This is a genomic window from Bacteroides cutis, from assembly GCF_900241005.1.
GTDB classification, from domain to species: domain Bacteria; phylum Bacteroidota; class Bacteroidia; order Bacteroidales; family Bacteroidaceae; genus Bacteroides; species Bacteroides cutis.
The window spans coordinates 1-5513 of record NZ_OEST01000017.1; the positions used below are offsets into that span (position 1 = coordinate 1).

Sequence of the window (5513 nt, forward strand, 5' to 3'; positions counted from 1 at the left end):
TATCACCTTCTTGAAGGCTTCCCATTCATTCAGGAACCGCCTTCTGGTGATTTGCAAGAACGCGTACTTATTCGCCACCATGATTATGACCAGTGTTTCCAGTCCGTTCAGTTGTTGCAGTGGAATAGTCAGGTTAAATTTAATGTGACCGTTTATCGCAATCTGCCGACCACTCGCGATTCAATCATGACTTCGTGATAAAAGATTGAGTGTGAGGTTATAACGCCGAAGCGGTAAAAATTTTAATTTTTGCCGCTGAGGGGTTGACCAAGCGAAGCGCGGTAGGTTTTCTGCTTAGGAGTTTAATCATGTTTCAGACTTTTATTTCTCGCCATAATTCAAACTTTTTTTCTGATAAGCTGGTTCTCACTTCTGTTACTCCAGCTTCTTCGGCACCTGTTTTACAGACACCTAAAGCTACATCGTCAACGTTATATTTTGATAGTTTGACGGTTAATGCTGGTAATGGTGGTTTTCTTCATTGCATTCAGATGGATACATCTGTCAACGCCGCTAATCAGGTTGTTTCTGTTGGTGCTGATATTGCTTTTGATGCCGACCCTAAATTTTTTGCCTGTTTGGTTCGCTTTGAGTCTTCTTCGGTTCCGACTACCCTCCCGACTGCCTATGATGTTTATCCTTTGGATGGTCGCCATGATGGTGGTTATTATACCGTCAAGGACTGTGTGACTATTGACGTCCTTCCCCGTACGCCGGGCAATAATGTTTATGTTGGTTTCATGGTTTGGTCTAACTTTACCGCTACTAAATGCCGCGGATTGGTTTCGCTGAATCAGGTTATTAAAGAGATTATTTGTCTCCAGCCACTTAAGTGAGGTGATTTATGTTTGGTGCTATTGCTGGCGGTATTGCTTCTGCTCTTGCTGGTGGCGCCATGTCTAAATTGTTTGGAGGCGGTCAAAAAGCCGCCTCCGGTGGCATTCAAGGTGATGTGCTTGCTACCGATAACAATACTGTAGGCATGGGTGATGCTGGTATTAAATCTGCCATTCAAGGCTCTAATGTTCCTAACCCTGATGAGGCCGTCCCTAGTTTTGTTTCTGGTGCTATGGCTAAAGCTGGTAAAGGACTTCTTGAAGGTACGTTGCAGGCTGGCACTTCTGCCGTTTCTGATAAGTTGCTTGATTTGGTTGGACTTGGTGGCAAGTCTGCCGCTGATAAAGGAAAGGATACTCGTGATTATCTTGCTGCTGCATTTCCTGAGCTTAATGCTTGGGAGCGTGCTGGTGCTGATGCTTCCTCTGCTGGTATGGTTGACGCCGGATTTGAGAATCAAAAAGAGCTTACTAAAATGCAACTGGACAATCAGAAAGAGATTGCCGAGATGCAAAATGAGACTCAAAAAGAGATTGCTGGCATTCAGTCGGCGACTTCACGCCAGAATACGAAAGACCAGGTATATGCACAAAATGAGATGCTTGCTTATCAACAGAAGGAGTCTACTGCTCGCGTTGCGTCTATTATGGAAAACACCAATCTTTCCAAGCAACAGCAGGTTTCCGAGATTATGCGCCAAATGCTTACTCAAGCTCAAACGGCTGGTCAGTATTTTACCAATGACCAAATCAAAGAAATGACTCGCAAGGTTAGTGCTGAGGTTGACTTAGTTCATCAGCAAACGCAGAATCAGCGGTATGGCTCTTCTCATATTGGCGCTACTGCAAAGGATATTTCTAATGTCGTCACTGATGCTGCTTCTGGTGTGGTTGATATTTTTCATGGTATTGATAAAGCTGTTGCCGATACTTGGAACAATTTCTGGAAAGACGGTAAAGCTGATGGTATTGGCTCTAATTTGTCTAGGAAATAACCGTCAGGATTGACACCCTCCCAATTGTATGTTTTCATGCCTCCAAATCTTGGAGGCTTTTTTATGGTTCGTTCTTATTACCCTTCTGAATGTCACGCTGATTATTTTGACTTTGAGCGTATCGAGGCTCTTAAACCTGCTATTGAGGCTTGTGGCATTTCTACTCTTTCTCAATCCCCAATGCTTGGCTTCCATAAGCAGATGGATAACCGCATCAAGCTCTTGGAAGAGATTCTGTCTTTTCGTATGCAGGGCGTTGAGTTCGATAATGGTGATATGTATGTTGACGGCCATAAGGCTGCTTCTGACGTTCGTGATGAGTTTGTATCTGTTACTGAGAAGTTAATGGATGAATTGGCACAATGCTACAATGTGCTCCCCCAACTTGATATTAATAACACTATAGACCACCGCCCCGAAGGGGACGAAAAATGGTTTTTAGAGAACGAGAAGACGGTTACGCAGTTTTGCCGCAAGCTGGCTGCTGAACGCCCTCTTAAGGATATTCGCGATGAGTATAATTACCCCAAAAAGAAAGGTATTAAGGATGAGTGTTCAAGATTGCTGGAGGCCTCCACTATGAAATCGCGTAGAGGCTTTGCTATTCAGCGTTTGATGAATGCAATGCGACAGGCTCATGCTGATGGTTGGTTTATCGTTTTTGACACTCTCACGTTGGCTGACGACCGATTAGAGGCGTTTTATGATAATCCCAATGCTTTGCGTGACTATTTTCGTGATATTGGTCGTATGGTTCTTGCTGCCGAGGGTCGCAAGGCTAATGATTCACACGCCGACTGCTATCAGTATTTTTGTGTGCCTGAGTATGGTACAGCTAATGGCCGTCTTCATTTCCATGCGGTGCACTTTATGCGGACACTTCCTACAGGTAGCGTTGACCCTAATTTTGGTCGTCGGGTACGCAATCGCCGCCAGTTAAATAGCTTGCAAAATACGTGGCCTTATGGTTACAGTATGCCCATCGCAGTTCGCTACACGCAGGACGCTTTTTCACGTTCTGGTTGGTTGTGGCCTGTTGATGCTAAAGGTGAGCCGCTTAAAGCTACCAGTTATATGGCTGTTGGTTTCTATGTGGCTAAATACGTTAACAAAAAGTCAGATATGGACCTTGCTGCTAAAGGTCTAGGAGCTAAAGAATGGAACAACTCACTAAAAACCAAGCTGTCGCTACTTCCCAAGAAGCTGTTCAGAATCAGAATGAGCCGCAACTTCGGGATGAAAATGCTCACAATGACAAATCTGTCCACGGAGTGCTTAATCCAACTTACCAAGCTGGGTTACGACGCGACGCCGTTCAACCAGATATTGAAGCAGAACGCAAAAAGAGAGATGAGATTGAGGCTGGGAAAAGTTACTGTAGCCGACGTTTTGGCGGCGCAACCTGTGACGACAAATCTGCTCAAATTTATGCGCGCTTCGATAAAAATGATTGGCGTATCCAACCTGCAGAGTTTTATCGCTTCCATGACGCAGAAGTTAACACTTTCGGATATTTCTGATGAGTCGAAAAATTATCTTGATAAAGCAGGAATTACTACTGCTTGTTTACGAATTAAATCGAAGTGGACTGCTGGCGGAAAATGAGAAAATTCGACCTATCCTTGCGCAGCTCGAGAAGCTCTTACTTTGCGACCTTTCGCCATCAACTAACGATTCTGTCAAAAACTGACGCGTTGGATGAGGAGAAGTGGCTTAATATGCTTGGCACGTTCGTCAAGGACTGGTTTAGATATGAGTCACATTTTGTTCATGGTAGAGATTCTCTTGTTGACATTTTAAAAGAGCGTGGATTACTATCTGAGTCCGATGCTGTTCAACCACTAATAGGTAAGAAATCATGAGTCAAGTTACTGAACAATCCGTACGTTTCCAGACCGCTTTGGCCTCTATTAAGCTCATTCAGGCTTCTGCCGTTTTGGATTTAACCGAAGATGATTTCGATTTTCTGACGAGTAACAAAGTTTGGATTGCTACTGACCGCTCTCGTGCTCGTCGCTGCGTTGAGGCTTGCGTTTATGGTACGCTGGACTTTGTAGGATACCCTCGCTTTCCTGCTCCTGTTGAGTTTATTGCTGCCGTCATTGCTTATTATGTTCATCCCGTCAACATTCAAACGGCCTGTCTCATCATGGAAGGCGCTGAATTTACGGAAAACATTATTAATGGCGTCGAGCGTCCGGTTAAAGCCGCTGAATTGTTCGCGTTTACCTTGCGTGTACGCGCAGGAAACACTGACGTTCTTACTGACGCAGAAGAAAACGTGCGTCAAAAATTACGTGCAGAAGGAGTGATGTAATGTCTAAAGGTAAAAAACGTTCTGGCGCTCGCCCTGGTCGTCCGCAGCCGTTGCGAGGTACTAAAGGCAAGCGTAAAGGCGCTCGTCTTTGGTATGTAGGTGGTCAACAATTTTAATTGCAGGGGCTTCGGCCCCTTACTTGAGGATAAATTATGTCTAATATTCAAACTGGCGCCGAGCGTATGCCGCATGACCTTTCCCATCTTGGCTTCCTTGCTGGTCAGATTGGTCGTCTTATTACCATTTCAACTACTCCGGTTATCGCTGGCGACTCCTTCGAGATGGACGCCGTTGGCGCTCTCCGTCTTTCTCCATTGCGTCGTGGCCTTGCTATTGACTCTACTGTAGACATTTTTACTTTTTATGTCCCTCATCGTCACGTTTATGGTGAACAGTGGATTAAGTTCATGAAGGATGGTGTTAATGCCACTCCTCTCCCGACTGTTAACACTACTGGTTATATTGACCATGCCGCTTTTCTTGGCACGATTAACCCTGATACCAATAAAATCCCTAAGCATTTGTTTCAGGGTTATTTGAATATCTATAACAACTATTTTAAAGCGCCGTGGATGCCTGACCGTACCGAGGCTAACCCTAATGAGCTTAATCAAGATGATGCTCGTTATGGTTTCCGTTGCTGCCATCTCAAAAACATTTGGACTGCTCCGCTTCCTCCTGAGACTGAGCTTTCTCGCCAAATGACGACTTCTACCACATCTATTGACATTATGGGTCTGCAAGCTGCTTATGCTAATTTGCATACTGACCAAGAACGTGATTACTTCATGCAGCGTTACCATGATGTTATTTCTTCATTTGGAGGTAAAACCTCTTATGACGCTGACAACCGTCCTTTACTTGTCATGCGCTCTAATCTCTGGGCATCTGGCTATGATGTTGATGGAACTGACCAAACGTCGTTAGGCCAGTTTTCTGGTCGTGTTCAACAGACCTATAAACATTCTGTGCCGCGTTTCTTTGTTCCTGAGCATGGCACTATGTTTACTCTTGCGCTTGTTCGTTTTCCGCCTACTGCGACTAAAGAGATTCAGTACCTTAACGCTAAAGGTGCTTTGACTTATACCGATATTGCTGGCGACCCTGTTTTGTATGGCAACTTGCCGCCGCGTGAAATTTCTATGAAGGATGTTTTCCGTTCTGGTGATTCGTCTAAGAAGTTTAAGATTGCTGAGGGTCAGTGGTATCGTTATGCGCCTTCGTATGTTTCTCCTGCTTATCACCTTCTTGAAGGCTTCCCATTCATTCAGGAACCGCCTTCTGGTGATTTGCAAGAACGCGTACTTATTCGCCACCATGATTATGACCAGTGTTTCCAGTCCGTTCAGTTGTTGCAGTGGAATA

9 protein-coding genes are annotated in these 5513 nt (G+C 44.7%); all 9 read left to right on the forward strand.

What is annotated here, in order from left to right:
• The coding region (locus C1A09_RS16805; RefSeq protein WP_001712343.1) for a major capsid protein at positions 1–198 on the forward strand (198 nt) is incomplete at its 5' end.
• 110 nt (positions 199–308) lie between these two features.
• On the forward strand, positions 309–836 hold the full coding sequence (locus C1A09_RS16810) for a hypothetical protein (protein ID WP_000487867.1): 528 nt from the start codon (positions 309–311) through the stop codon (positions 834–836).
• Between the two features lie 8 nt (positions 837–844).
• Positions 845–1831 (forward strand): Minor spike protein, encoded by a 987-nt coding sequence (locus tag C1A09_RS16815; RefSeq protein WP_000466547.1) that lies wholly within the window; start codon positions 845–847, stop codon positions 1829–1831.
• Positions 1832–1867: 36 nt separating this feature from the next.
• Positions 1868–3436 carry a replication endonuclease gene (locus tag C1A09_RS16820; RefSeq protein ID WP_001134933.1) on the forward strand — a complete coding sequence of 523 codons (1569 nt, stop codon included), beginning with the start codon at positions 1868–1870 and terminating at the stop codon, positions 3434–3436.
• Positions 3369–3521, forward strand: a complete 153-nt coding sequence (locus C1A09_RS16825; protein WP_435988044.1) for a hypothetical protein — start codon at positions 3369–3371, stop codon at positions 3519–3521. The genes C1A09_RS16820 and C1A09_RS16825 overlap by 68 nt, the downstream gene beginning before the upstream one ends.
• Positions 3454–3693, forward strand: coding sequence for a phage DNA packaging protein C (locus C1A09_RS16830; RefSeq protein WP_016670801.1), 240 nt, complete (start codon positions 3454–3456; stop codon positions 3691–3693). The genes C1A09_RS16825 and C1A09_RS16830 overlap by 68 nt, the downstream gene beginning before the upstream one ends.
• Positions 3690–4148 carry a scaffolding protein D gene (locus tag C1A09_RS16835; RefSeq protein WP_000084700.1) on the forward strand — a complete coding sequence of 153 codons (459 nt, stop codon included), beginning with the start codon at positions 3690–3692 and terminating at the stop codon, positions 4146–4148. Before C1A09_RS16830 ends, C1A09_RS16835 begins: the two co-directional genes overlap by 4 nt.
• Positions 4148–4264: a phage DNA packaging protein J gene (locus tag C1A09_RS16840; RefSeq protein ID WP_000033471.1), complete on the forward strand. Its 117-nt coding sequence runs from the start codon at positions 4148–4150 to the stop codon at positions 4262–4264. Before C1A09_RS16835 ends, C1A09_RS16840 begins: the two co-directional genes overlap by 1 nt.
• A 36-nt stretch (positions 4265–4300) precedes the next feature.
• A partial coding sequence (locus tag C1A09_RS16845) for a major capsid protein (RefSeq protein ID WP_101546186.1) occupies positions 4301–5513 on the forward strand: 1213 nt, incomplete at its 3' end.

Excerpts from the sequence above, each read along its gene's own strand:
- C1A09_RS16810 (WP_000487867.1), top strand. The coding sequence starts at position 309 with ATGTTTCAGACTTTTATTTCTCGCCATAATTCAAACTTTTTTTCTGAT.
- C1A09_RS16820 (WP_001134933.1), top strand. The coding sequence starts at position 1,868 with ATGCCTCCAAATCTTGGAGGCTTTTTTATGGTTCGTTCTTATTACCCT.
- C1A09_RS16815 (WP_000466547.1), top strand. The coding sequence starts at position 845 with ATGTTTGGTGCTATTGCTGGCGGTATTGCTTCTGCTCTTGCTGGTGGC.
- C1A09_RS16835 (WP_000084700.1), top strand. The coding sequence starts at position 3,690 with ATGAGTCAAGTTACTGAACAATCCGTACGTTTCCAGACCGCTTTGGCC.
- C1A09_RS16840 (WP_000033471.1), top strand. The coding sequence starts at position 4,148 with ATGTCTAAAGGTAAAAAACGTTCTGGCGCTCGCCCTGGTCGTCCGCAG.